Source organism: Cobetia sp. 10Alg 146, assembly GCF_029846385.1.
In the GTDB taxonomy this organism is placed as follows: domain Bacteria; phylum Pseudomonadota; class Gammaproteobacteria; order Pseudomonadales; family Halomonadaceae; genus Cobetia; species Cobetia marina.
The window spans coordinates 369,605-395,333 of record NZ_JARWKT010000003.1 but is presented as its reverse complement, the minus strand read 5'-3'; the positions used below and the strand labels follow the sequence as shown (position 1 = coordinate 395,333).

19 protein-coding genes and 1 pseudogene are annotated in these 25,729 nt (G+C 62.5%); 17 read left to right on the top strand and 3 right to left on the bottom strand.

The window, feature by feature from the left end; all coding sequences use genetic code 11:
- The first annotated feature begins 207 nt into the window (after positions 1 to 207).
- From QD172_RS07730 to rsd, 6 genes are all read left to right on the top strand, one after another.
- Positions 208 to 969, top strand: a complete 762-nt coding sequence (locus QD172_RS07730; RefSeq protein ID WP_279855385.1) for an SDR family oxidoreductase — start codon at positions 208 to 210, stop codon at positions 967 to 969.
- Between the two features lie 196 nt (positions 970 to 1,165).
- Entirely contained in the window at positions 1,166 to 1,663 is a 498-nt protein-coding gene (gene msrB, locus QD172_RS07725; RefSeq protein ID WP_176503165.1) for a peptide-methionine (R)-S-oxide reductase MsrB, read from the top strand.
- A 139-nt stretch (positions 1,664 to 1,802) separates the two neighbouring features.
- Complete coding sequence (locus QD172_RS07720) at positions 1,803 to 4,226, top strand: Tex family protein (protein ID WP_279855384.1); 2,424 nt, start codon at positions 1,803 to 1,805, stop codon at positions 4,224 to 4,226.
- Between the two features lie 163 nt (positions 4,227 to 4,389).
- Positions 4,390 to 5,988, top strand: a complete 1,599-nt coding sequence (gene gshA, locus QD172_RS07715) for a glutamate--cysteine ligase (protein WP_279855383.1) — start codon at positions 4,390 to 4,392, stop codon at positions 5,986 to 5,988.
- Positions 5,989 to 6,248: 260 nt separating this feature from the next.
- Positions 6,249 to 6,809: a disulfide bond formation protein B gene (locus QD172_RS07710; protein WP_077375205.1), complete on the top strand. Its 561-nt coding sequence runs from the start codon at positions 6,249 to 6,251 to the stop codon at positions 6,807 to 6,809.
- A gap of 125 nt (positions 6,810 to 6,934) precedes the next feature.
- Positions 6,935 to 7,429 carry a sigma D regulator gene (rsd, locus tag QD172_RS07705; protein WP_077375202.1) on the top strand — a complete coding sequence of 165 codons (495 nt, stop codon included), beginning with the start codon at positions 6,935 to 6,937 and terminating at the stop codon, positions 7,427 to 7,429.
- A gap of 175 nt (positions 7,430 to 7,604) precedes the next feature.
- Here rsd and QD172_RS07700 read toward each other — a convergent pair whose 3' ends face one another.
- Positions 7,605 to 8,996 carry an FAD-dependent oxidoreductase gene (locus QD172_RS07700; protein ID WP_077375199.1) on the bottom strand — a complete coding sequence of 464 codons (1,392 nt, stop codon included), beginning with the start codon at positions 8,994 to 8,996 and terminating at the stop codon, positions 7,605 to 7,607.
- 254 nt (positions 8,997 to 9,250) lie between these two features.
- The gene (locus tag QD172_RS07695) at positions 9,251 to 9,907 is read right to left on the bottom strand and encodes an HAD family hydrolase (protein WP_077375196.1); all 657 of its coding nucleotides are present in this window, start codon (positions 9,905 to 9,907) and stop codon (positions 9,251 to 9,253) included.
- 260 nt (positions 9,908 to 10,167) lie between these two features.
- Between QD172_RS07695 and QD172_RS07690 the strand changes: the two are divergent.
- Both QD172_RS07690 and ptsP read left to right on the top strand, forming a co-directional pair.
- Positions 10,168 to 10,641, top strand: a pseudogene (locus tag QD172_RS07690) (RNA pyrophosphohydrolase); the annotation flags it as partial.
- 193 nt (positions 10,642 to 10,834) lie between these two features.
- The gene (gene ptsP, locus QD172_RS07685) at positions 10,835 to 13,138 is read left to right on the top strand and encodes a phosphoenolpyruvate--protein phosphotransferase (protein ID WP_084208018.1); all 2,304 of its coding nucleotides are present in this window, start codon (positions 10,835 to 10,837) and stop codon (positions 13,136 to 13,138) included.
- 91 nt (positions 13,139 to 13,229) lie between these two features.
- On the opposite strand, the gene QD172_RS07680 is transcribed toward ptsP, so the two are convergent.
- Positions 13,230 to 14,123, bottom strand: a complete 894-nt coding sequence (locus QD172_RS07680; protein ID WP_279855382.1) for an NRDE family protein — start codon at positions 14,121 to 14,123, stop codon at positions 13,230 to 13,232.
- A 276-nt stretch (positions 14,124 to 14,399) separates the two neighbouring features.
- Between QD172_RS07680 and QD172_RS07675 the strand changes: the two genes are divergently transcribed.
- From QD172_RS07675 to QD172_RS07635, 9 genes are all read left to right on the top strand, one after another.
- Positions 14,400 to 17,285, top strand: coding sequence for a response regulator (locus QD172_RS07675; protein ID WP_176493480.1), 2,886 nt, complete (start codon positions 14,400 to 14,402; stop codon positions 17,283 to 17,285).
- Between the two features lie 93 nt (positions 17,286 to 17,378).
- Entirely contained in the window at positions 17,379 to 18,161 is a 783-nt protein-coding gene (locus tag QD172_RS07670; RefSeq protein ID WP_077375183.1) for a sulfite exporter TauE/SafE family protein, read from the top strand.
- 157 nt (positions 18,162 to 18,318) lie between these two features.
- Positions 18,319 to 19,122 carry a prolipoprotein diacylglyceryl transferase gene (gene lgt / locus QD172_RS07665; protein ID WP_279855381.1) on the top strand — a complete coding sequence of 268 codons (804 nt, stop codon included), beginning with the start codon at positions 18,319 to 18,321 and terminating at the stop codon, positions 19,120 to 19,122.
- Between the two features lie 217 nt (positions 19,123 to 19,339).
- Positions 19,340 to 20,134 carry a thymidylate synthase gene (locus QD172_RS07660; RefSeq protein ID WP_279855380.1) on the top strand — a complete coding sequence of 265 codons (795 nt, stop codon included), beginning with the start codon at positions 19,340 to 19,342 and terminating at the stop codon, positions 20,132 to 20,134.
- Entirely contained in the window at positions 20,131 to 20,682 is a 552-nt protein-coding gene (locus QD172_RS07655) for a dihydrofolate reductase (RefSeq protein ID WP_077375174.1), read from the top strand. Before QD172_RS07660 ends, QD172_RS07655 begins: the two co-directional genes overlap by 4 nt.
- A gap of 103 nt (positions 20,683 to 20,785) precedes the next feature.
- Positions 20,786 to 21,601, top strand: coding sequence for a ProQ/FINO family protein (locus QD172_RS07650; protein WP_279855446.1), 816 nt, complete (start codon positions 20,786 to 20,788; stop codon positions 21,599 to 21,601).
- Positions 21,602 to 21,979: 378 nt separating this feature from the next.
- Positions 21,980 to 22,969 carry a TRAP transporter substrate-binding protein gene (locus tag QD172_RS07645; protein ID WP_077375169.1) on the top strand — a complete coding sequence of 330 codons (990 nt, stop codon included), beginning with the start codon at positions 21,980 to 21,982 and terminating at the stop codon, positions 22,967 to 22,969.
- Between the two features lie 97 nt (positions 22,970 to 23,066).
- Positions 23,067 to 23,660, top strand: a complete 594-nt coding sequence (locus tag QD172_RS07640; protein ID WP_084209616.1) for a TRAP transporter small permease — start codon at positions 23,067 to 23,069, stop codon at positions 23,658 to 23,660.
- Complete coding sequence (locus tag QD172_RS07635; RefSeq protein WP_279855379.1) at positions 23,657 to 25,042, top strand: TRAP transporter large permease subunit; 1,386 nt, start codon at positions 23,657 to 23,659, stop codon at positions 25,040 to 25,042. The genes QD172_RS07640 and QD172_RS07635 overlap by 4 nt, the downstream gene beginning before the upstream one ends.
- Positions 25,043 to 25,729: the final 687 nt, after the last annotated feature.

Sequence of the window (25,729 nt, the reverse complement as noted above, 5' to 3'; positions counted from 1 at the left end):
GACACGTCGCAATCTGTTGCACTGCGTCATGCAGATTCACCGTGAGCCTGCAGCGTTCGTCATCCGTGACAGCTCCAGTCACGGTGGCACACGCGGATGGACGCGGTGCGGGACACTCGACACATTGATCGTGACGCTCGTACGGCATGCGGGCCTCGCACCCGGCAGGCATTTCTCACTGTCGGCAGACAACCTGGGAGACGGGACATGAAGCTTGACGACAAGGTCATCGCGATTACGGGCGGCGCTCGTGGGCTGGGGCTGGCCATGGCGCGACATCTGGGTGAGAAGGGCGCCGTGCTGGCGCTGCTGGATATCGAACAGGGCGGTCTGGATGACGCTGTCTCGAGCCTGGAAGCGGCGGGCATCAAGGCGCAGGGGTTCGTGACCGACGTCGCGGACGAGGCCTCCGTCACGCAAACCTTCTCTGCCATCAAGGCGGCGCTGGGCCCGGTGAGTGGTCTGGTCAACAATGCCGGCATTACCCGAGATGGTCTGCTGATCAAGGCGCGTGATGGAGTCGTGGAGAAGACCATGTCGCTGTCCAGCTGGCAGCAGGTCATCGATGTCAATCTGACCGGTGTCTTCCTGTGCACGCGTGAAGCCGCCAGTCAGATGATCGAGGCCGGTCAGCCGGGCGTGATCGTCAACATCTCCAGCATCTCGCGCGCCGGCAACATGGGGCAGAGCAATTACACCGCAGCCAAGGCGGGTGTCGCCGCGATGAGCGTCACCTGGGCCAAGGAGCTGGCGCGCTACAAGATTCGTGTCGGTGCCGTGGCACCGGGCTTCATCGCCACTGAAATGACCGCCGGCATGAAGCCGGAGATGCTCGACAAGATCAAGAGTGGCATCCCGATGCGTGATCTGGGACGTCCGGAAGACATCGCGGGCAGCGTGGCCTTCATCTTCGACAATGATTACTTCACGGGGCGCGTGATCGAATGTGATGGCGGTCTGCGTATCTGAGCCGATGTCTCCTGCCTGACGTCATGCCTCCCTCTGTGAATGCGCAAGCCCCCATGCCGGATCTGCCGATATGGGGGCTTTTTCGTGCATGCGAGAGAGTCGACTTGCGTGCGAGGGCCAAGGTGACATGCATCCAACGAGGCGTGCCGTGCGTAATCCCGGTATCACGGTTCATATCGGATAAAGGAGATTCGTCATGCAACGTCGCCAATTCATGGGGCTTGTATTGGGTGGCGGTGCGATGTTGGCACTGCCGGGACTGGCTGCCGCTCGCCCGGAGCTTGAGCTGGAGCGCTCGCCGGACATTGCCGAGCTCGTGCTGGATGACGACGAGTGGCGCGCACGCCTGAGTGCAGAGCAGTATCGCGTGCTGCGCGAGGAAGGCACCGAGCGCTCAGGCTCCAGCGCGCTCAACAAGGAAGCGCGTGACGGTGAGTACCGCTGTGCCGGCTGTGACCTTGCGCTGTTCACCTCGCGCACCAAGTTCGAGTCCGGCACTGGCTGGCCGAGTTTCTTCGACCATATCGAAGGGCATCTGTTGACCAAGACGGACTACGGGCTGGTGTGGCCGCGTACCGAATATCACTGCGCACGCTGCGGAGGGCATCAGGGACACGTGTTCGAGGACGGCCCCAGGCCCACGGGATTGCGCTGGTGCAACAATGGGGTGGCGCTGCGTTTCGTGCCGGCCTGAGGGGGCCTGTGAAGCTAAAGCAATCCACGGGCTTTGTGGTAACGTGACGGCATCGTGATGCAGGCGGCCCGGTCGACTCAGCGACCGGGCCGCCTGCGTCTTGTCACCAGAATCATAGTCGTGAAGGGATCGATGTTTCATGGACGCTACCGCAACTGACGCCACTACCGCTCGCCCTGCACCGACGCTGTCGCCTGCTGCTACCGCTCGCCGTATCCAGCAGGCGCTGGCGGCGGAGCTGGACGTGCGTGAAGAACAGATCACCGCGACGGTGGAGCTGCTGGATGGCGGCGCCACCGTGCCCTTCATCTCGCGTTACCGCAAGGAGGCGACCGGCGGGCTGGATGACACCCAGATGCGTCTTCTGGAAGAGCGCCTGCGCTACCTGCGTGAGCTGGAAGAGCGCCGTCAGGTGGTACTCGAATCCATTGCCGAGCAGAGCAAGCTGACCGCGAGTCTCGAGCGCGACGTGCTGGCTGCCGACAGCAAGCAGCGTCTGGAAGACCTCTACCTGCCGTATCGCAAGAAGCGTCGTACCAAGGCCCAGATTGCCCGTGAGGCGGGTCTTGAGCCGCTGGCGGATGCCTTGCTTGGCGACCCGACGCTCGTGCCGGAAGACGAGGCGGCTGGCTTCGTCGATGCCGACAAGGACGTGGCCGACCCCAAGGCGGCACTGGATGGGGCCAAGCAGATTCTGATGGAGCGTTTCGCGGAAGACGCCGCGCTTGTCGGTCGTCTGCGTCAGCGTCTGTGGGATGACGGTATCCTCAGTGCCCGGGTGATGAAGGGCAAGGAACAGGAAGGCACCAAGTTCTCCGATTACTTCGAGCACGACGAGCCGCTGCACAAGGCACCGTCGCATCGCGCGCTGGCCATGCTGCGGGGTCGCAATGAAGGCGTGCTGAGCCTCGCGCTCAAGCTGGAAGGCGAGGACGAGTTGCCGCGGCACCCGATGGAGGGTGCCATCGCGGCGCATTTCTCCCTCGAGGACCAGGGGCGCGCCGCGGATCGCTGGCTGAAGGAGGTGGTGCGCTGGACCTGGCGGGTCAAGCTCTATACCCATCTGGAAAGCGAGCTGATCGGCCGCCTGCGTGAGCGTGCCGAGCAGGAGGCCATCCAGGTCTTCGCCGACAACCTGAAGGATCTGCTGCTGGCAGCCCCGGCGGGGCCCAAGGCCACCCTGGGGCTGGACCCGGGCCTGCGTACCGGCGTCAAGGTCGCGGTGGTGGACGCCACCGGCAAGTATGTCGATCAGGCCACCCTCTACCCGCATGCGCCTCACAATCGTTGGGATGCCTCGGTGGCGGAGCTGGTCAGGCTGGTCGAGCGTCATGATGTCGAGCTGATCGCCATCGGCAACGGGACCGCATCACGCGAGACCGACAAGCTGGCCGCCGACGTGCTGACCCGCCTGTCCGGGCGTCGCCTGCAGAAGGTGATGGTCAACGAGGCAGGGGCGTCCATCTACTCCGCCTCGGAATATGCCGCGCGTGAGTTCCCGGATCTGGACGTGACCATTCGTGGCGCGGTCTCCATTGCCCGTCGCCTGCAGGACCCGCTCGGCGAGCTGGTCAAGATCGAGCCCAAGTCCATCGGGGTCGGCCAGTATCAGCATGATGTCAGTCAGGTGCAGCTGGGGCGCAGTCTGGAGGCGGTGGTCGAGGACTGCGTCAATGGCGTCGGTGTCGATCTCAACATGGCGTCCAGTGCGCTGCTGTCACGCGTCGCGGGGCTGAATACCACGCTTGCCGAGAACATCGTCGCGCATCGTGATGCCAATGGCCGCTTCGCCTCGCGCAAGGAGCTTCTGAAGGTCAGTCGGCTCGGGCCACGTACCTTCGAGCAGTGCGCCGGCTTCCTGCGTATCGCCGAGGGTGAGAACCCGCTGGATGCCAGCGCCGTTCACCCTGAGGCCTACCCGCTGGTCGAGCGTATCGCCAAGGCGCATGGCCGTGAGCTACCCAGCCTGCTGGGCGACAGCAGCTTCCTGCGCAGCGTGAAGCCTGCCGAGTTCACGGATGATCACTTCGGGTTGCCGACAGTCACGGACATCCTGCGGGAGCTGGACAAGCCGGGGCGCGACCCGCGTCCTGAATTCCGCTTCGCCGAGTTCAAGGAAGGGGTCGAGACGCTCAAGGATCTCGAACCGGGCATGAAACTTGAAGGTGTCGTGACCAACGTCACCCATTTCGGGGCCTTCGTGGACATCGGTGTGCATCAGGATGGCCTGGTACACATCTCTGCTCTGTCGCAAAAGTATGTTGCCGACCCGCGTGAGGTGGTGAAGGCCGGTGACATCGTCAGCGTCAAGGTGATGGAGGTCGACATACCGCGTGGACGCATCGCGCTGAGCATGCGCATGAGCGATACTCCCGGTGAAAAAGGCGCGGGAGGCGAGGCGCGACGCGGGGGCGAGGGCAATCGTGGAGGGCGCTCCCAGACCGGCGGTGGCCGTCAGGAACGAGGCGGTCGCGGCAGCGGCTCCAGTGCAGGAGGCGGCGCGGCACCCGCCAACAATGCCATGGCAGCGGCCCTGCTCAATGCACGCAAGTCGAAATCATAAGCCTTGAAAGCATTTTTTACGCGCCCATAATGTGGGCATACTGACTGACGCGAACGGTGGATGCCGTTCGCGTCTTGCATGGCATCCGGTGCAGTCCGCGGGCCATGGTCATCCAACTCGACCGGAGAGGCTGGGCTTCTCCCCATGCGAAAGGGTCAATACCTTGTCCGAGCAACTCGCGTCCGCCATTGCGCGACTCAAGGCCCCCGCCCGTCAGGGACTCTTCGGGCGTCTGCGCCGTGGCATCGAGAAAGAAGGCCTCAGGGTCGACGCCGACGGCCGCATCAGCCAGACCCCGCACCCGCGTGCTCTGGGGTCCAAGCTGACTCACCCGTACATCACCACGGATTATTCCGAGTCGCTGCTCGAGTACATCACGCCAGTCTTCTCGCGTCCCAAGGATTCCCTGGAGTTTCTGGCGGACCTGCATCGTTTCAGCTATCGCAATCTGGGGGATGAGCTGATCTGGCCGGCCAGCATGCCGCCGAGGCTGAACGGCAATGACAGCGTGCCGATCGCGGATTATGGCACCTCCAACACCGGCACCATGAAGCATGTCTACCGCAAGGGACTGGATGTGCGCTACGGGCGCATCATGCAGTCCATTGCCGGTATCCATTACAACTTCTCGCTGCCGGATGATTTCTGGACGCTGCTTCAGAAGATGGAGAATGCCGAAGGCGAGGATGCGCGTGACTTCCGCTCGCGCCGCTACTTCGAGCTGATCCGCAACTTCCGTCGCCATAGCTGGATTCTGCTCTATCTGTTCGGCGCCTCGCCGGGGATCGACGAAAGCTTCCTGGATGGCGGCAATGATGACCGCCTCAAGCGTCAGGCCGACCGCAGTCTGGTCTCGGCCTATGCCACCAGCCTGCGCATGTCGGACCTGGGCTACCAGAACAAGGTCCAGGCGCAGCTCAAGATCTGCTTCAACTCGCTGGACAACTTCGTCGGGACGCTGCGTCACGCCATCGTCACGCCGTGGAAGGACTACGAGAAGCTGGGGGTGAAGCAGGCTGATGGCAGCTGGTCGCAGCTCTCCAGCAACATCCTGCAGATCGAGAACGAGTACTACTCCGACATCCGTCCCAAGCGTGTCACCCGGCACAACGAGACGCCCAGTCAGGCGCTGGAAGGCCGGGGCGTCGAATACATCGAGGTGCGCTGTCTGGATCTCAATCCCTTCCTGCCGGTGGGGATCGACGAGACGCAGATCCGCTTCCTCGATACCTTCCTGATCTGGTGTCTGCTGACCGAGAGCCCATGGATCGATGACGAGGAATGCGCCAACCTTGACGACAGCAAGCGACGCGTCGTGGAGGCGGGACGTGACCCCGAGCTGACCCTGAACGTCAAGGGTGAGGAGCGGCGTCTGCGTGAACTGGCCGCCAACGTGATGGATGAGCTTGGCGAAGTGGCAAGCCTGCTGGACGAGAATCACAAGTCAGGCAGTGAGCATCGCGATGCGCTGGCGGCACTCGCGCCGCGCTTCGACGATGCCCAGACCACGCCCTCGGGCCGTCTGCTGACCAGCATGCTCGACAACGGCAGCAACTTCGTCGATGAAGTGATGGCACTGGCCAAGGGGCAGGCCGAGCAGTTCAAGACGGAGCCGATGGAGCGTGCACGTGGCTACCTGCTGGATCAACTGGTCGAGACTTCCCTGCAGCAACAGGGCGATATCGAGGCCGGCGACCATCAGGACTTCGATACCTTCATGGCCGAATACTTTGCCTCGGCGCATGCCACGCAACCGGCCTGACTCGTCGATGCAACGCCGATTCATGTTCAGGTCATCCCTGCGCGGCATGATAGGCATCCATCGCTGATCGCGGCGACACCGGCCATCGCGACATCATCGGCGCCTCAGACTTGAGGCGCCGATGATGTCTCTGGCCCATGCGTGCGTCCTGGCCAGGCAATGACGCCACGCATGCTCTGAGGTGGTCATGGAGAGATGTCTTCGTGATCGCGCCATTTCTCACCAATGACTCCAGTGGAGTCGGACGGCAAGGACAGCAAATGACACACGCGGACAATCAATCAGGACAACAGCCGACACGCCAGGGTGGGGGTCTCGCCTGTCTGGCGCGCTGGAGCGGGCGTCAGTGGTGCCTGCTGGGGGCGCTGGGGTGCGCGTTGCTGCTCGGTGTCGCCTTCGTGCTGCAGTTTGCCTTCGGTCTGGCACCGTGTTCGCTGTGCATCTTCCAGCGCGTGGCGGTGGCCGTGGCAGGCGTCTTCTTCCTGCTGGGTGCCGTGCATGGACCGGGGCGTATCGGTACCCGCGTCTATGCGCTGGGTGCGCTGGCGGGCAGTGTGGGTGCCATCGTGCTGGCCGGTCGTCATGTCTGGCTGCAATCCCTTCCGCCGGATCAGGTGCCGGCCTGTGGCCCGGGCCTCAACTACATGCTGGAAGTGCTGCCGGTATGGGACGTGATCACCCAGGTGCTCAATGCCTCCGGTGAATGCGCGCAGATCAGTGCCCAGTGGCTGGGGCTCTCGATCCCTCAGTGGTCGTTGATCGGCTTCTGTGCTCTGGCACTGGTACCGCTGGCCATGCTGTGGAGCAGCTTCCGGCGTTGAGGGCATGACACCTGCCACCATGGTGGGGGGTTGGCAGCGTCCGTCGCATGGAGGATAGTGGGTTGACAGCGGGGTGAGCACCTGATGTCAGCCCCACCGTTCGGGTCATGCCAGAGGAGGCGCCCATGCTGGAGGAATGCACCACTGCGGCGGAACGCTTTCGTGGCGTTCATCAGTTGGTTGATCGCTGGCTGGATCAGCGACGCGAGATGCTGGTCTGCTTCATGGATCTGCACGAGGCCTGCGTCAATGATCTCGAGCAGCTCGACATGACACGCGTCAATCGCTTCATCGAGCTGTTGATGGATTACATCTCGGCGGGCCATTTCGAAGTCTATCCTCAGCTCAAGGAAGAGGGGCGTGTCTTCGAGGACACCCAGGCTCTGGCCGCTGCCGAGAAATTGATGCTGCGTCTGGAGCCCTCGACGGAGCTGGTACTGTCCTTCGATGAGGACTTCTCGAGTCCGACCCGCTGCCAGCACTACCGCACACGCCTGCCCGAGTGGCTGGCCCGTCTTCAGGAGGGGCTGACGGAGCGCTTCGCGCTGGAAGATCAACTGATTCAGCGCCTGCATGCGGTACACGAGCCACTGGCTCACTCGCGGCAACCCGTGGCATGAGCGAATGACTCAGGCAGACATGCTGTCCGCCTGAGTACTGAGTACTGAGTACTGAGTGCCAGCCGCCGTCAGTGGCAACACGAAAAAGCCCCCGTCAGCAGATGCTGGCGGGGGCTTTTCGTTCGGCTCGACTTCCTTCAGTTCACCTGCGCGGCGGTTGGCGCCGCGCGGCGTATCACATCAGGGAAGAGGCTTCCGGGCGTTCGAGTTCGGTCAGCTCGATCTCGCCGGTGAGCAGGTCACGCTCGAAGGCATCCTTGTCGATGTTGAAACCAAGGAATTCCTGAGCGAGATACATGTCCTTCTCGGCGTTGCCCAGACAGCTGGTGCCACCCGGTGACGGCGTCATGTTGAAGACGATGCCGGTGCCCGGATTGATCTTGGCTTCGCCCATCACGAGCTTCTGCTTGCTCTTGTCGATCAGCTGCGGGCGCACGCCGCCGAAGCCCTTGGCGAAGCTGACATCCTTGACGTCCAGGCTCGGGACGATCTTCTTGATGTCGCCGTGGAACAGGCGCTCACGCAGTACCGGCACCTCGAACATGAAGTTCTTGAAGATGTAGTTGCGGATGTCACGCACCTTCATCAGGTCCCACAGGGCCTTGACGACGTTGCGGTCCATGCGCAGTACCTTGAGGAACTCCCAGAAGGTCTTGCCGTTGTAGCGCTCCAGCAGCGGCAGCATCAGAGCGGTCGGCCCGAAGCGGGTCTTGCCTTCCACCAGCACGTCCGGGTCGCCGTGGACGGCGGCGAACGGCAGGTTCTCGTTCTGGATGGTGTAGACCTTGCCGTTGAGCACCTTCGGCGTGAAGTAGAAGGAGCCAGCCATCGGCAGGCAGGACTTGTCCAGTCCGTAGCCCATCTTGTGGGCGAACAGCAGGGAGTGACCACCGGCGCTGACCACGACATAGCGTGCGCTGAGCTCGCCCTTGTCGGTCTTGACCTTGTAGACGTCACCTTCCTTGCGGATGTCTTCCACGGCGGTCGAGAGGCGAACGTCGAAGTTCATGCCTTTCTCGGCCGCTGCCTTCTCGCCTTCGCTGACGAAGGCCTCCGACAGGGTGGTGTAGTTGACGGCGGTGTATTCGTCGGTGGAACCCAGCGCGACGATTTCCTCGTCCGGACGGCGACCTTCCACGACCTTCGGCTCAAGCTCGGCGATGTCATCACGCTCGAGCAGCTTCAGATTCGGGAACAGTGGCTTGAAGGTCTCGAAGCGCTTGCGCAGGAACTGGCATTCCTTGGCGCCGACCGCCAGTACCATCTTCGGGTACTTGTAGACGATGTGATCGCGCTCACTCTCGCTGAGCTTGGTGGCGAAGTTGACCACCATGCCTGCGGTGCGCTTGGTCACGCGCGCCTTCTCGACCGTGTAGTTGGTCTCGATGTCGCCGCAGTGGATGGTCTGGGAGTTGTTGCGACCGTGCGAGTTGACGATCGCGACATGGTCGTATTTTTCCACCAGGCCGACCGACGAGAGGTCGGTGTAGCGGGCGAGTTCATAGAGAAGGGCGGTGCCGGACACGCCGCCACCCACAATCAGGACATCGTATGTCGTTGAGGACATGGCTGCTCACGCTCAGAGTTGGTGAGGGACATCCCCCGGCACCCGACCGGGCTACCGGGGGCCGTCCTGCCGTGACGGGGCATGCCTCGTCAGGCTCGACGGTTCGATGGACACACATTATAGACACATCGGACGCGAAATGATTCAGCAAATAAGGTCGACTTTATGGTGAATGCCTGTAGCCACATGAAAACCTTATAGATGAAGCTGCATTCCCTTATAGGTCGATTATTTGTTTTAAAATCAATGGCTTATCAGTCGCGCAGTGAGATGATGCGCCATCCGCGCTGCTGGGCGGTCGCCAACAGTTGCTCATCCGGGTCCACTGCAATGGCAGTATCGACACGCTCGAGCAGCGGAAGATCATTGATGGAGTCACTATAGAAGGTGCTGCCATCCAGGGTGTGATCACGCTCGGCAAGCCAGGCTTCGAGGCGAGTGACCTTGCCGCCCTGGAAGCTGGGAACTCCGTCGACGCGGCCGGTGTAGCGCCCGTCGATGATCTCGGGCTCGATGGCGATCAGGTCATCCACGCCAAGGCGCTCGGCGATGGGGGCAGTGATGAAGCGGTTGGTGGCGGTGATGATCAGCAGCGTATCGCCGCGTGCACGGTGACGCGCCAGCAGCTCTTCTGCCCGTGCCAGAATGATGGGCTCGATCTTGGCGGCCATGAACTGCTGGTGCCAGGCGGCGAGTTGTTCCGGACTGTTCTCGGCCAGCGGCTTGAGTGAGAAGGCCAGGTACTCGTGAATGTCCAGTTCACCACTCTGATAGAGCTGGAAATAGCGCTCGTTGGCTTCACGGTAGGTGTCAGCGTCGACAGCGCCTTGTTCAACCAGGAACTCGCCCCAGGCGTGATCGCTGTCCCCGGCGATCAGGGTATTGTCGAGATCAAAGATGGCCAGACTCACGGAGAACTCCTTGCTCAGCCCAGCCGTTGGCGTGGGCGACGGACGCAGACAGAGGGGCGCGGCAAGGTCGCCGGCCCAGTGTTTGCGCGGGTGTACGGGGGCCAACGGAGGATTTCCGAAGGCGGTGTTGCAGTGCAATACGGTGAAGGGGGTCGATTATTGCAGACGTGCCTGGCCTTTCACACCGCCAAACCGCGTATTGAAGCGCTTTCAGCCTTTGTGGAAGAATGGTTTCAATTAACGAATCAAAGGTGACATCCGTGATCGACGCTGACGGCTTTCGCCCCAACGTTGGCATCATCATTGCCAACTGTGAGGGCCAGCTGCTCTGGGCGCGCCGGGTAGGACAGAATGCGTGGCAGTTTCCGCAAGGGGGCATCAAGCCAAACGAGACACCGCAACAGGCGTTGTATCGTGAACTCGAGGAAGAGATCGGCCTCAAGGCCGAGGACGTCGAGATACTGGCCTGTACCCGAGGATGGCTGCGCTACCGGTTGCCCAGACGCATGGTGAGAACGCACTCCCGACCGATCTGCATCGGTCAGAAACAGAAGTGGTTCCTGTTGCAGATCCGCTGTCAGGACAACCGCGTGAGTGTGGATTCCACGCCCAAGCCGGAGTTCGATGGTTGGCGGTGGGTCAGTTACTGGTATCCGCTGGGTCAGGTCGTGGCCTTCAAGCGCGAGGTCTACCGGCGCGCGTTGCGTGAACTGGCACCGCGTCTGCAACGACTGGTGGATTCGCAGGGCAACCTGCCGCTCTCGGCGGTGCAAGGCAACATGCCCTGCAGCGAGGACAAGGTCGCCATCAGGCCGACGGGAAATGATCGCCACATCCCCGATTGAGGTCGGGCTCATCATCTGCAACGTGCGCGTCCGGGCCAGGAACCCTGTTTCCTCGTGAGGCGCGTCATGCTCGAGGTACACCATGCTTGAGGTATTGCGGCGTATCGTTCAGGAGGTCAATGGCGCGCGTTCACTCGACGCGGCGCTGGCGACGATGGTGTTGCGCATTCGCAAGGCCATGAAGACGGATGTCTGTTCCGTCTACCTTCTGGCGCCCGAGACGGACCGATTCGTGCTCAAGGACACCATTGGCCTGCGCTCGTCTTCCGTGGGACAGGTCAGCATGGCGCGCGGTGAAGGGCTGGTGGGCATGGTGGCGCTCAGAGAGGAGCCGCTCAACCTCGAGGATGCCCCGGCGCATCCCCAGTTCCGGTATTTCGAGGAAACCGGCGAGGAGCGCTTCTCCAGCTTCCTGGGCGTCCCCATCATCCATCAGCGCCGCGTGCTCGGCGTACTGGTCATCCAGCAGCACGAGAAGCGTCGTTTCGATGAGGGCGAAGAAGCCTTTCTTGTCACGCTGGGCGCGCAGCTGGCGGGTGTGCTGGCGCATGCGTTGGCGACCGGGGCACTGGGCAAGCTGGCCGGGACCAGCGGCCAGGCGACCTTCAAGGGAGTCGCCGGGTCTCCCGGCGTCGTCATCGGCAAGGCCTTCGTGCTCTCTCCGCCGGCGGATCTGGACTCGGTGCCGGACCTCATTCCCACCGACATCGACTTCGAGATCGCTCGCCTGAAGGAGGCGATCAACGCCGTGCGCGAGGAAATCCGTGTCGCGGCAGAGCGTCTGGCCAGTCGTATCTCCACTCAGGAGCATGCGCTGTTCGAGGTCTACCAGCAGATGCTGGGCGACGCGGCGCTGGGCCAGGAGGTCGAGAAGCGTATCCGGGAAGGGCAGTGGGCGCCTGCGGCACTGGCCGATATCGTGCGCCGGCATGTTCAGTATCTCGAGCGCGTGGATGATGACTATCTGCGTGAGCGCGCCGCGGATATCCGCGATCTTGGCCGGCGGGTGCTCGCGCATCTGCAGGAGGAGGGCGACAGCGGCCCGATCGAGTACCCCGAGAACACCATCCTGATCGGCCATGAGATCAGCCCGGCGACACTGGGCGAGGTACCGCGGGAGCGGCTCAAGGGGCTGGTGGCGGTCAGCGGATCCAGCACCTCCCACGTCGCCATCCTGGCGCGGGCCATGGGAATTCCGACCGTGCTCGGGATGGTGGACCTGCCGCTGTCACGCCTGGGTGGCGCGCCGGTGATCCTCGATGGCCATCGCGGTCGTCTGGTGGTGCGTCCGGAGCATGAGCTCAGCGTGCATTATTCGCGGCTGATCGCCGAGGAGCAGGCGCTGAGCGTGCTGCTGGAGCAGGAGCAGGATCTGCCGAGCGTGACGCCTGATGGCCATGTGATGCCATTGATGGTCAATACCGGCCTGGCGCTGGATGCCGTGGCCTCGCTCAAGACCCGGGTTGGCGGCGTGGGGCTCTACCGCACGGAAGTGCCCTTCATGATGAATGATCGCTTCCCCAGCGAGCAGGAGCAGGCACGACTCTACCGTGAGCAGCTGGCCGGTTTTGCCCCTCTGCCTGTCACCATGCGTACGCTGGATATCGGGGGCGACAAGGATCTTCCCTATTTCCCCATCAAGGAGGCCAACCCCTTCCTTGGCTGGCGCGGCATACGCGTGACACTGGATCACCCGGAAGTCCTGATGGTGCAGCTGCGTGCCATGCTGCGCGCCGCCGAGGGCCTGGACAATCTGCGTATCATGTTGCCGATGGTCTCGGGGATCGAGGAGGTGGATGCCGCGCTGGCGCTGGTCAATCGTGCCTTGATCGAGCTGGCGGAAGACGGTGTCAACGTCTCACGGCCCAGCGTCGGCGTGATGATCGAGGTGCCGGCGGCCCTCTATCAGCTGGAAGCGCTCGCGACCCGGGTCGACTTCTTCTCGGTGGGGTCCAACGACCTCACCCAGTACCTGCTGGCGGTGGACCGCAACAACCCACGAGTGGCGAGTCTCTATGATGCGTGTCACCCGGCGGTATTGCGCGCGCTGGCGCGCCTGGCGGAAGAATCGAAAGCGCTGGGCATGCCGGTGAGCGTCTGCGGTGAGCTGGCCGGTGACCCTGCCGGCGCCTTGCTGCTGCTGGGAATGGGCTTTGATGGTCTGTCGATGAATGCGCCCAGCCTGCCACGTGTCCGTGCCGCCATTCGCCGCGTGTCGTTGGCGGCAGCCCAGGGGCTGGTCAGCGAGGTCCTGTGTCAGCCGACGGCCAATCAGGTGCATGGCCTGCTGCTGGAGCGCATGCAGGCATGGGAGCTGGCGCATCTGTTGCCACCGCGTGACCACACGCCGGATGCCAGTGCGGTCCAGGCGGCAGTCTCTCGTTAGCGACTTGCAGGCAGGATCGCAGACCTGCGCTCCTGCCTCGGGTGGCGTCCTCTCGCTGGCCTTCCTTCAAGACGTCCCCTGCAGGCAATCGTCAGCTCAGATGCCATTCCCGTGTCGCTTCCTCCTGGAGGTGCGACACGGCCTTGCGATGAGCGACGCACTGGCCTTGTGGTGAAAAGCGGCGCTCATGCAGTGTCAGTGAGGCCCGCTTGTCATCTCGCTGCCAGCGCACCAGGGTGGCAGCGCGGGTGCCGTACTCGGGGCTGGTGATGAAGGGGCTGGACAGCAGGGCTTCCCGCTCAAGCGCCAGGCCGGTGGCCGGCAACTGTGCCGTCGGCGGCCGCCATCCATCCTGCAGGATACCCAGACAGGCATCGTCATCGTGCATGACCGCAGACGCCTTCAGCGCGGCAAGGCGCTGTCTGAGTCGCCGCTGCTTTGGCCATTCATTGTCCGGGTGACCATTGGACAGGCTATGCAGCCCAGGGGGGAGTCGGATCAGCTGGCTGCCGTCGGGCCCATGATGGAGTCGCCAGAGAGTCCGGCCATCGCAGACCAGCAAATTGCACCAGTCAAGTGCGCTCAAGCTCAGGGGTTCGCAGTGCTCGGGAGAGTCCGCCGCGAGCCTTGCCATGACGGTCTCGCCAGCGCTCAGGGCCTCCAGCCAGTCCCCAAGCGACAGGGTGGAGGCATTGGCCACCGCCTGTCGCACGGCGGCCGTGACCAGCTGACCGCGACTGATGGTGGCTGCAAGGGAGGGGCGGTCCAGCTGGCGGACATTGGTCAGCGTCGCCAGGGCGCCGGCCCGGTGCATGACCAGCCATCCCCCTCCTGCCACCAGATCACGACCACCACACAGGGCGGTATCCGGCCAGCGGCACAGGCCAGTGGTCGCACGGGCATGAAACTCGTCGCGGTTGCCCAGCAGCGTGAGGCAGTGACCTGTCGTGGCATCTGGCTGCCAATCGAATGCCATCAGGCACATGGCGAGACTCCGAAAGAGGGTGGGCGAGGTTCCCGGGGATCAGGATGTGACAGGTGTCGCGCCGGGAACATGACGCCCGTCAGTGGCTTGCGTATGCTGCAGTCTTGTGGCGAACGGGCCGACGATCTGCCGTGACGTCGGGCTACGGGCTACGGGCTGCATGGCTCGATGCGACCCGATCGTACTGCTGCGGCAATGTCACGCCACGTCACGAATCGCTGCACCCATGCCCGATGGTTTTTGCTGTCAGGTCCATCTACAGGATGCTCCCAGACCATGTTCTCGCGCCGTCCTCCCCCTGTCGAGCCAGCGTCACGCTCGCCCGAGGCTGAATCTTCCCAAGCGGAGGCTCCCCCGACGGGAGCGTCCGGCGTCACCGGCGACGCCACTCGTCTCGAGGATGGCGGCAGTGCGGGGAACCGCAGTGAGAGCAGCCCCAGTGGACTGGAATCGGTATGGCGGCGCATGAGTCGCCTGACGGTGGGCCCGCTGCTGCTCGCCGAGCTGGCAGTGGCGCTCAGCTGTCTGGTCGGGGCCTGGGTCACCTGGGACAGCGAGCGGCACAAGCTCGTGGACAGCGCCCTGGGCGAGCTTCGCCAGCAGCATTCGCTGGCCACTGCCTTGGTGAATGAGCGCTTCGAGGCGCAGCAGCGTCGTCTGCAGATTCTGGCGCGCTACACGCGTCGCCATCTCGACCATGCCGGGGACGAGGCGGATTCGTCATTGAATGAGCTGGTGTTGACCGAGGAAGGTCAGCTGTTCCGGCCGATCACGCGTGGCGGCGCTGCCTTGTACGGAGAGTTTCACCGCGCATTGGATGAGCAGGATCACGACGTGGCGCGACGCCTGATCCGGATGCAATGGCTGTTGTCGGATCTGTATTCCACGGACCCATTGATCTCGCGACTGTTCGTCAGTCTCGACAACAGCATGATCATGCTCTACCCCTGGTTCAACGTGCTGGATGCCTTCTCACCGGGCACCAGGCTCCTTCCCTACACCGATGTCACACCTGCCACTCAGCGCCAGCTGGCCAGCAGCTCGGACAACGGCGCGCCGCGGGTCGTCTGGCTGCCGCCACATCCCGGTCCGGCGGGCCTGCCTCAGATCACCGCGCTGGTCGAGGTGGAACTCAACGCGGGACAGAAGGTCCATGTCGGGCTGGATCTCGCGGTCCCCCAGATGGAATCTCGCTTGCTGCTGCCTGGTCAGGGCCGCACGGCCCCCTATTGGCTGATCGGTCAGGACCTGGAAGTGTGGGCGGCCAGCAGCAATACGCGTGACCCTCGGCCGCGACGCCTGCCCGATGACGTGGCCCAGGCGGTGGACGGCGGTCTGCGTGGCGCTACCTTGCTGCCAGGACCTGCGGCGCGTGCCGTCGTCTGGGACACCTTGCCCGTCAATGGCTGGCGACTGGTGGCGCGGCGCGATCTTGACGTGCCGGGCGAGATGCCATTGCTGTCATTGCTGCTGGGCAGCGCCGGTGCCTTGCTGCTGGTCTTCGCGGTGAGCATGCTGATTCTGCAATGGCGCCTGCGTCGCCTTGATCAGCGCCTGGGGCAGCCACTGGAATGGTTGGCACGCCAGAGCGTGCGGCTCGAGCAGGGGCAGGTCATGGAGGAGTATCCCGTCTCGGCCCATCAGGCGTATCCGGCCGACGAGATTCTGCGCCGTCACCGTGCTGCCGTGGCACTGCTGCGCCGTGGTCGTGGCCACGAACTGGATGCCTTGCCACTGCCTGCCTTCGTGATGCGTCATGGCCTGCTGGCGATGGCCAATCCTGCCTTCGAGAAGCTGTTCGGGCTGGTGCTACATGAAGCGCTGGGGCGCTCGGTCGGGAGTCTGCTGATGCTGGAGCCCAACCCGAGCGTACCCAACAGTCGAGAATTGCGCGTCCATGATGCCGAGGGCCGCATGCGGCGCATGCGTCTCGAGCTGTGCCGTTTCAACAACGACCCCGCTCAGGTGCTGGGCGTGATGATTGATGAATCAGAACATGATCAGGCCAGCCAGCAGTTGCTGGTCGCACGCGACAGGGCGCGCGAGGAAGCCCGCCTCAAGAGTGACTATCTGGACATGCTGCACGCCGAGTTGACGCCTCCCTTGCAGGGATTGGTGCGCAAGCTGGGGCAGTTGCGTCGCGAGCGTCATTTGGAGGATGCCGAGCTGAGCCTGCTGCAGGGGCGTCTCGATAGCGTGGCACAGCTGCTGAATGTGCTGACGGAGCGCGACGATGTCGTGCGCACGCCGCTGGAGGAGAATCTGTTCACGCCGGCCGAGGCGCTGGGAGCGCTGCTCAATGACATGCAGCAGCGCTACCACGACGTGGGACTGCCCTTCGAGTGGCAGCTGGGCGCGCTGCCTGCATTGCTGCGTGGCGATGTACGGCGTCTGGCGCAGCTCTTCGAGCATCTGTCGGAAGATGGTTGTCGACGCGCGAGCGCGGGTCGGCATCGCGTGTTCGTCGAGGTGGTGGACGCCGAGGGTGCGTCGTCGCTGGCCGGTGGCCCGACGGGAGCTGGCCTGAGGGACACGGAGACAGGGGGTCAATGCTGGCTGAGGCTTGAGCTTCACGATCACTGTGGCCTCGATGTCGGGCGCAATGCCCCTTCCTCGCTGTTGATGGCTCGTCGTCTGGTGGAGGAGCTCGGCGGGCGCTACCGACAGCATGAGACGCAAGGGGAGGAGGTGCTGGAGATCCTGGTGCCGTTGTCCTGGCCGGACAATCCTGTCGAAACTCGCATTCTGGTCGTCGATGATGGTCCGGTGAACGCCATGCTGGCGCGCACGGTGCTCGGCCGCCAGGGGTTGGTGGTGGATACGGCGAGCAGTGGAGAAGATGCGCTGGCCGCGCGCGAGCGCCATTTCTACGACCTGGTGTTCATGGATATCTTCATGCCCGGCATGGATGGCGTCAGCGTTACCCGGAATTGGCGCGAACAGGAGGCTGGGGCCGGCAGTGACAGGCGTAGCGTGATCATTGCCCTAACGGCCAATGCCAGCGAGGCGGACCGCGAGCGTTTCTTTGCGGCAGGTCTGGATGATTATCTTGGCAAGCCCTATCGTCCTCAGGCGTTGATCGACAAGGTTCGCAAATGGCTGCCTCGGGCCACGATGAAGGCACCGGGAGCAGAAGGTGGCGTGACGGGTGATGGGGTCTGAGTTGGCAAAGGTGAGCGATGAGCCATCGGTTCATGGCCTCAACCCGGCCCTTTGACAGAGGTTCTCGATGAAGACAGGTGCAAGGAGTGGGGCATGTGGTGGTGGTATCCCGTGTTGGGGGCCGTGGCGGGTCTGATCGCCGGCCTGTTCGGTATCGGTGGCGGGCTGGTCATCGTGCCGGTGCTGGCGGCAGCCTTTGCGCTGCAAGGTGTCGCCACTGATGTCTTGATGCATCTGGCGATAGGTACCTCACTGGCGACCATCGTGGTGACCTCGCTGTCATCGGCGCGTGCGCATCATGAGCGTGGCGCCGTGCGTCTGGACTGGCTCAAGCGCCTGCTGCCCGGACTGGTGGTGGGAACCGCGCTGGGGGTGGTGCTGGCGGGCGGACTGAGCAGCGAGATGCTCAAGCTGCTGTTCGGTGGCTTCGTGCTGCTGGTCGCCGTCAAGATGGGACTGGATCTCAAGGTGGGTCAGCTGGCGCAGGCGCCGGGGCGTGCCGGGCAGTTTCTTGGCGGTGGCACCGTCGGGGTGGTATCCGCGCTCTTCGGGATCGGAGGGGGGACGGTGATGGTGCCGATGTTGACCAGCTGGCAGGCGCGCATGACCGAGGCGGTCGGGACGGCGGCCGCGGCCGGGTTTCCCATCGCCTTGGTGGCAGCGCTGACCAATATCGCGGTGGGCTGGCACGCCCCGGGCTTGCCGGAGCATGCCATCGGCTATGTGCATTGGGTTGCCTGGCTCGGCATCGTGCTGGTGTCGGTGCCCTTCGCGCGAGTGGGCGCACGGCTGGCCCATGCGTTGCCGGCGCTGTTGCTCAAGCGGTTGTTCGCGTTGATTCTCGTGATCGTGGGGCTGCGCTTTCTCGTCTCGTGAGACATCTCGGCATGTCCGCTTTGCGGGGAAGGGCTGCTAGGTGGCGTTCATGCGCGAGCTGTTACCCTTCGTCACCTGACCGGTAGCGCATCGGATTGATGGCGAAAGACTTGCGACTGGCGTCAGTCGTGCCGACTTATTCATTCAAGGTTTTCTCATGTTGCAATATCCTCAGATCGACCCCGTGGCGTTGGCATTGGGGCCTTTCAAGATTCACTGGTATGGATTGATGTACGTGATCGGCTTCGCGGCGGCCTGGGGGCTGGCGCGTGCCCGGCGCGGACGGGTCGGCCTGAGTCAGGATGCCGTGGGAGACCTGATCTTCTTCGGTGCGTTGGGCGTGGTGCTGGGTGGGCGCCTGGGGTATGCGCTCTTCTACGGCTTCGACAAGTTGCTGGCGGACCCGGTGTGGATCTTCAAGGTCTGGGATGGCGGCATGAGCTTCCATGGCGGCCTGCTGGGTGTGTTGATCGCCATGCTGGTGTTCGCGCGTCGTCACCAGCTGACCTTCTTCCAGCTGACTGACTTCATCGCGCCGATGGTACCGATCGGCCTCGGCGCAGGGCGCCTGGGCAACTTCATCAACCAGGAGCTGCCGGGGCGTATCACCGATGTCTCATGGGGCATGATCTATCCGCTCTACGGGCCGGAGCCACGCCATCCCTCTCAGCTCTATCAGTTCGCGCTGGAAGGCGTCGCGTTGTTCGCGATCCTGTGGTTCGCCTCGCGTGAGCCGCGCCAGAAGGGGTTGATCTCCGGTCTGTTCCTGCTCTGCTACGGCAGTTTCCGTTTCATCACCGAGTTCTTCCGCCAACCGGATTCCCAGCTCGGCTTCATCGCCTTCGACTGGCTGACCATGGGGCAGCTGCTGTCGCTGCCGATGGTGCTGTTCGGGTTGCTGCTGATGGCATGGTCGCGTGGTCAGGACGTGGCGCAGCCGCCGCTGCCTCGCGCATCCTGAGGTGGGAATGCAGGTGTGATTACAGGGGGCAATCGGTGTAAACTGGCCCCCTGCCAGATACGCAAGAACGCGGCCATCGGGCCGCGTTCTTGCGTATCTGGCAGCGTAAAATATCGTCAAGTGAACGATTCGAATTCATGAAGAGGCTGGTGCAGGGCCGATCCCCCGGATCCGCTCGCCGAGCCAGCCTCTGATCCGCCGTACGGACCCGCTGCCCATGCAACCCTATCTCGATCTGATGCGCCACGTGCTGGAAAACGGCACGCAAAAGGGCGACCGCACCGGTACCGGTACCTTGAGTGTCTTCGGTCACCAGATGCGTTTCGATCTGGCCGAAGGCTTTCCGCTGGTCACCACCAAGAAACTGCACCTGCGCTCGATCATCCACGAGCTGCTGTGGTTCTTGAAAGGCGACACCAACATCGCCTATCTCAAGGAAAATGGCGTGCGTATCTGGGATGAGTGGGCCGATGAGAATGGCGACCTCGGGCCGGTCTATGGCTACCAGTGGCGCAGCTGGCCGAATCCGAAAGGCGGCAGCGTGGATCAGATCACGCATCTGATCGAGCAGATCAAGACCAACCCGGACTCGCGCCGTCTGATGGTCTCGGCCTGGAATCCGGCGCTGGTGGATGAGATGGCCCTGCCGCCGTGTCATGCCCTGTTCCAGTTCTATGTCGCCGAGGGTCGGCTGTCCTGCCAGCTCTATCAGCGCAGCGCCGACATCTTCCTCGGCGTGCCGTTCAACATCGCCAGCTATGCGCTGTTGACCCAGATGATCGCTCAGGTCTGTGGCCTCAAGCCGGGGGAGTTCATTCATACCCTCGGCGATGCCCACCTCTACAGCAATCATCTGGAGCAGGCGCGTGAGCAGCTGACGCGCGAGCCGCTGGCCCTGTCGACGCTCAAGCTGAATCCGGACGTGACGGATCTGTTCGACTTCACCTTCGATGACATCGCCATCGAAGGCTATGAATCCCATCCGCATATCAAGGCGCAGGTGGCCGTATGAGTGACAAGGAATTTTCTCCGCTGAGTGCCGCCGCCGAGACCGTGGTCCCGGTGGCGATGATCGCCGCCATGTCGGTCAATCGCGTGATCGGTGTCGACAACAATCTGCCCTGGTACCTGCCGGAAGACCTGAAGTTCTTCAAGCATGCGACCCAGGGCAAGCCGGTGATCATGGGGCGCAAGACCTTTGCCTCCATCGGCAAGCCGCTGCCCAATCGACTCAATATCATCGTCACGCGTGACAGCGAGTTCCACCACGATGGCGTACGGGTCTGTCACGATCTGGCGGCGGCGCTCAACATGGCGGATCACCATGCGATGATCGAAGGTGTGGACGAGATCATGGTGATCGGGGGTGGACTGATCTATGCACAGGCACTGCCCGTCGCCACGCGTCTGTACCTGACCGAGGTAGCGGTCGAGATCGAAGGCGATGCGCACTTCCCGGAGCTTGGTGCTGACTGGGAAGAAGCTCAGCGTGTGCCGGGAGAAAGTGGTGAAGGCCTGCCTGCCTATGACTTCGTGCGCTATGAGCGCAGGGACGACTAGCGCTTGCGCCTGCCAGCGGGAACTTTACAGTCAGCAGGTACTGACACAGACTGGTGCCAAACGGAACTGCCCATAGCGTGCAAGGGAGGCTCAGGCCTTGACGATGGATCGCCTCGAAGCGCTGTACTCTGCGCTTGAACATGAAGCCGACACCCAGCGACAGCAGCGTGACGGAGAGCGTCAGGCTCGTCTGGCGCTGGAATCGGATAATGCCCAGCTACGCGAGACGCTGGCCGCGCTGCGCCAGCAGATGCAGGAGCAGCAGGCGCAGCTGACCGGGCTGAGCGAGGCCTTGATGGCGCGTGATGCCGAGCTGCGCGAGTTGCGCGAACGCAGCGCACAGTCGCCCGCGTCACAGCCGGTGGAGGATGCGCGCCCCAGTGCTGCGCAGGTGGAAGCTGCCGCGGAGCAGCTGGCCTCCGCGAGCGAGTCACCCTATGTTGTCTCGGGGGAGACCGCTGACGCCGAGTCTGTACCGTCGCCAGCAATGCCTGACGACGCGCCAGTCGAATCCGCTGGCTCTGACGAGACACCGGACCAGGCAACGCCGCCGTCGCCCCAGGCGCTGCTCAAGCAATGGTACAAGCGCTATCCGGATACCTTCTTCAAGGGCCACACCCGTCCCTTGAAGATCGGCATCCATGTCGAGTTGCTGGAGAACGAGCCCTGGGACGAGAAGCTCGTGCGCCGCGCCCTGGCGGGCTACGTTCACTTGCCACGTTACCTGAAGGCCGTTCGTGCCGGCACGCAGCGGGTCGATCTTGAAGGTCAGTCTGTGGGCGCCGTCACGGAAGACGAGGCATTGCATGCACGTCAGCAACTCGCGGAGCTGACTCGTCAGCAGAAGGAGCGTGAGGAGCAGGCTGCCAGCCAGCGCATCAGCCACAAGCTGAGTGAATTGATGACCAAGCACCGCTAGCGATGTGCCGTGCAGGCAGGCCCCATGGCCAGCCCGCACTGTCACCTTGATCGTCAGTGTTGAGAGCCCCTGTGCGGATTGCCGCACAGGGGCTCTGTCGTTGGTGGGTGGAAATCCGCACATCGGGCCGGCGCTGTCGGCAAGTCCACTCATGTCGCGAAGAAGGGTTTTCGCCACAGGTATCTGAATTCAATCGAAAAAACTGGGAATGTGCTGCTCATGGCGCGGTACTCGCTATACCCAGGTGTCCCTGCTCGCGCTCATGTCTGGCGTTGCGACTCGCGCTCATGCCGAGTGTCGTGATGCAGCACACGCCAGGCGGGATGATCAACAGATGACCAAACCCCAATAACAACCAAGATTCCGAGAGGAACTGCCATGCGCCTTTTCAAGCCTGCCCTGACAGCCCTGAGTGCCGCCATTCTGATGGCCTCGACCGCTGTCATGGCCGACCCTATCACCATCAAGTTCTCTCACGTCGTCGCGGAAAACACCCCCAAGGGGCAGATGGGCAAGAAGTTCCAGGAGCTGGTCGCAGAGCGACTGGGGGATCAGGTGGCCGTTGAGCTCTATCCCAGCTCCCAGCTCTATGGGGATGACAAGGTGCTGGAAGCCATGCTGCTGGGCGATGTCCAGCTGGCGGCTCCGTCACTCTCCAAGTTCCAGAAATACACGGATCAGCTGCAGGTCTTCGATCTGCCGTTCCTGTTCAAGGACATGGAAGCGGTGGAGCGTTTCCAGAGCAGCGAGACAGGCCAATCCTTGCTGACGGCGCTGGAGCCCAAGGGGCTGGTCGGACTCGGGTATCTGCACAACGGCATGAAGCAGCTCTCCGCGTCCTCACCGCTCACGGTGCCAGATGATGCGGATGGCAAGAAATTCCGCATCATGACCTCTGACGTGCTCGAGGCGCAGTTCGATGCGCTGGACGCCGTCTCGCTGAAGAAGCCGTTCTCCGAAGTCTTCATCCTGCTGCAGACCAAGGCCATCGACGGTCAGGAAAATACCTACTCCAATATCTATTCCCAGAAGTTCTTTGAAGTGCAGCCTTACATCACCGAATCCAATCACGGCGTGCTGGATTACATGGTGGTGTCCTCGGCACGCTTCTGGAATGGGCTTCCGGAGGAGGTGCGTGGCGAGGTCAAGTCAGCGCTGGATGAAGCCATCGCCTATGGCAATGAGCTGTCCCAGGCCAAGAATCTCGAGGCCAAGCAGGCCATCATCGACTCCGGTCAGAGCGAGATCATCACGCTGGACGATGCGCAGCGCCAGCAGTGGGTGGATGCGATGAAGCCGGTGTGGGGTGAATTCGCCGATGATATCGGTCAGGACATCATCGATGCCGCTCAGGATGCCAATCGCTGAGACGTGCAGGCTGACAATCACTTGCCTCGCCGGGAGACGCGACATTTCCGTCCTCTCGTGCGAGGCAAGTCTCCATGAAGGGCATGAGGACATTGCCATGAAACTTGGATGGCTACACAAGGCAGAAGAGACGCTGTTCTCGCTGCTGCTGGTGGCGATGGTATTGCTGGTCTTCGTCGAGGTGGTGCTGCGTTTCGTCTTCAATACCGGTATCAGCTGGTCCCAGGAAGCCACTCTCTATCTGGCCGGCTGGTTCGTGCTGATCGGCGTGTCGTGGGGCGTCAAGCAGGGCGCGCACATCGGTGTGGATGTCGTGGTGAAGATGCTGCCACTGATCTGGCAGCGGGTGGCTACCCTGGCCGCGCTGGTCATCTGCATGGCGTACTGCGTGATGCTGCTGGTCGGCAGTTACGAATATCTGTCCTTGATGCAGATGATCGGTATCGAACTCGAGGATATCGCGATACCCAAGTGGTATGCCCTGACGATTCTGCCCATCGCGATGCTGCTGCTGATGCTGCGCTTCGCGGTATTGGGCTGGAAGGTGATACGCGGAGATGCCAGCGGTTTCGGCTTTCACGACGAAGGCGAGGACAGCATGCACCTGGTGCAGCCGGCTGACTCGGTCATTGGTGACAGCTCCGATGGTGCTGGTGGTAAACGTGACAGTGATCAGGAACCCAGACGATGACCATAGCCACTCTGTTCGCGCTGCTGTTCGGTGGCATCTTTCTCGGCATGCCGATCGCCTTTGCGCTCGGATTTTCCAGTGTCACGACGATACTGCTGTTTTCAAGTGATTCGCTGGGCTCGGTCGCCATCAAGCTGTTTGAAGCCCTGTCGCATCACTACACCTTGCTGGCGATTCCCTTCTTCATTCTTTCCAGCACCTTCCTTTCGACGGGAGGCGTGGCGCGCCGCCTGATCACCTTCGCGACCGATGCCATCGGCCATGTCCGTGGCGGGCTTGCGATGGCCTCGGTGCTGGCTTGCATGCTGTTTGCCGCCGTCTCGGGGTCCTCTCCGGCCACGGTCGCGGCGATTGGCTCCATCGTGATCGCGGGAATGGTGCGTCAGGGCTACAGCGAATCCTTCGCGGCCGGGGTGATCACCAATGCCGGTACCCTGGGGATCTTGATTCCTCCCTCCATTGTGATGCTGGTGTACTCCGCGGCCACGGAGGTCTCGGCGGCCAAGATGTTCATGGCGGGCCTGATCCCCGGGCTGTTGATGGGCGGCATCCTGATGGTGGCCATCTATATCGCTGCCCGAATCAAGAAACTGCCTTCACAGCCGTTCCCGGGTCTCAGGACGCTGGCTCGTTCGGGGCTGGTCGCGATGGGCGGGCTGATGTTGATCTTCATCGTGCTGGGCTCGATCTACGGCGGGGTGGCCAGCCCCACCGAGGCGGCGGCGGTCGCGACGGTCTACGCCTGGTTCATCGCAGTGGTGGGCTATCGCGACATGGGGCCCTTGAAGGACGTGCCATGGCGCAGAGGCAACGAAGCATGGGCCAGGGCCGGGTTGCGTGCTCTCTGGCAGGTGCCGGCAGGCCTGGTGGGCTCATTCTCGGACCAGGAGGTCAAGAAGGTGGTGCTGGATGGTGCGCGCGTCTCGATGATGCTGCTGTTCATCATCGCCAACGCGATGCTGTTCGCCCATGTGCTGACCACTGAACGCATTCCTCACACCATCGCCGAGACCATCATCGGCTGGGGGCTGCCAGCCTGGGGATTCCTGATCGTGATGAATCTGCTGCTGCTGGCGGCGGGCAACTTCATGGAGCCCTCGGCCATCCTGCTGATCATGGCCCCGATCCTGTTTCCCATCGCGACGCAGCTGGGCATCGATCCGATCCATCTCGGCATCATCATGGTGGTCAACATGGAGATCGGCATGCTGACGCCACCAGTGGGGCTCAACCTGTTCGTCACCGCGGGTATCACCGGCAAGCCGATGACCTGGGTCATTCGTGCCGCACTCCCGTGGCTGTTGTTGTTGCTGCTGTTCCTGGTATTGATCACCTATGTCCCGTCGATCTCACTCTTCCTGCCCAACTGGCTAAGCCAATGATGGCGCCATGCTCCATCGCGGTTTTGAGGCGACGGGAATGTGGAAACTTCGTGCAGGCGACATGTCGATCCTGCGCTATCCCTCACCAGAGTCGCGACGTGAGGTACTGCCGTCAGTGATGCTCTGACCAGCGGCATTCAGCCTGATCATGATCAGGCCACCATGGACTACCCCGGTCACTCCATCGAGTGATCGGGGTTTCATCACGTCAAGGTCATCGGAGGAAAGCGGTGAGTCGTTGAAGAAGACACCGAAAATTGACTGCCATGTCATTTTTCACCGAGGCGCGTCCATGCTCGTTTTCCTTTCGATTCCAGAGATTTGCACGATGGCATGCAAGGGGAATGATGAGCTTCCAATGGCGTGAGATGACAAAGAATTCATCGGCTCAGTGCATGCTACTTTTGTCTTGCATGTCATGGCTGAGGCAAGTGTGTCTTCGCTCTGACTGCCGGGAAATCAGCGAACGTCAAAACCCTCGAGAAAACCCATGGTTGTCATGAATCCTTCATTCTTCCGCTCTAGAGTGTTGGCACGCCAGACAATTGACCGGCGTATTGGTTCAGGACCAGTGATCGAAAACAGTGTTTTTTTCTGTTGCACATCCTGAAAGCCCGGTATATGGTTTCCCTGCGAGCATTGGATAATAACAAGGCCACAGGGTTTTAGAGGCGTCATCAAGCGCCC